General features: G+C 67.1%; 1 protein-coding gene. It reads left to right on the forward strand.

The genetic code is table 11. The features are described 5' to 3' along the window. Positions 1-1,475: glycoside hydrolase family 43 protein (locus F5972_RS36780; protein ID WP_150940773.1), on the forward strand; the 1,475-nt coding region annotated here is incomplete at both ends.

Consider the following 1,475-nt stretch of genomic DNA (forward strand, 5'->3'; position numbering starts at 1 on the left):
AACCCGGTGCTGTGGGACGACCTCGCCGACATCGACATCATCCGGGTCGGCGACACCTACTACTACTCCGCCTCCACGATGCACTACTCGCCCGGCGCGCCGGTCCTGCGCTCCTATGACCTGGTGCACTGGGAGTACGCCGGCCACTCGGTGCCCAAGCTCGACTTCGGCAACAAGTACGACCTCAACGGCGGCCGCGGCTACGTCAACGGCATCTGGGCGTCGTTCCTGAACTACCGGCCCAGCAACAAGACCTTCTACTGGGGCGGCTGCATCGACTTCAGCAAGACCTACATCTACACCGCCACCTCCGTCGAAGGCCCGTGGAACCGGCACACCACGATCAACAAGTGCTACTACGACGCCGGCCTGCTCGTCGACGACAACGACACGATGTACGTCGCCTACGGCAACACGCAGATCAGCGTCGCCCAGCTGTCGGCCGACGGCAAGAGCGAGGTCCGCAGCCAGCAGGTGTTCTCCACCCCCTCCAGCGTCGGCACGCTGGAAGGCTCGCGGATGTACAAGCGCAACGGGAACTACTACATCTTCGTCACCAAGCCCGCCAACGGGCAGTACATCCTGAAGTCCACCAACGGCCCCTTCGGCCCGTACGAGATGCGCCAGGTCCTGCTGAACATGTCCGGCCCGGTCTCCGGCGGCGGCGTGCCGCACCAGGGCGGACTCGTGCAGACCCAGAACGGCGCGTGGTACTACATGGCCTTCCAGGACGCCTACCCCGGCGGCCGGATCCCCGTCCTGGCCCCCGTCACCTGGACCTCTGACGGCTGGCCCACCATCACGACCGTCAACGGCGGCTGGGGCGCCTCCTACCCCTACCCGAACGTGCCGCGTCCGCCGCGTCAGGTGAAGTCCCCCGGTGGGACCGACACCTTCACCGGCTCGCAGCTCGGGCCGGAGTGGGAGTGGAACCACAACCCCGACACCACCAAGTTCAGCGTCGGCAGCGGGCTGAAGCTGCAGACCGCCACCGTGACCAACGACCTGTACTCGGCCCGCAACACCCTCACCCACCGCATCCTCGGGCCGTCCTCCACGGCGACGATCCAGCTGGACTACTCCCAGATGCGCGACGGCGACCGGGCGGGGCTGGCGATGCTGCGCGACTCCTCGGCCTGGATCGGCGTCCGGCGCGACAACGGCCAGACCCGGCTCGTCGCGACCAACAACCTGACCATGAACAGCAGCTGGCAGACCACCTCCACCGGCAGCGAGGTGGCCTCCACCTCGGTGTCCGGCGGCCGGATCTGGCTGCGGGTCAACGCCGACATCCGGCCCGGCAGCGGCCGCCAGGCCAAGTTCTCCTACAGCACCGACGGGGTGAACTTCACCTCCTTCGGCCCCGCCTTCACGATGGGCAACGCCTGGCAGTTCTTCATGGGCTACCGCTTCGGCATCTTCAACTACGCCACCCAGTCCCTGGGCGGCTCGGTCACCGTCAACCGGTTCGACCT

It is taken from the genome of Microbispora cellulosiformans, from assembly GCF_008728085.1.
Classification (GTDB): domain Bacteria; phylum Actinomycetota; class Actinomycetes; order Streptosporangiales; family Streptosporangiaceae; genus Microbispora; species Microbispora amethystogenes.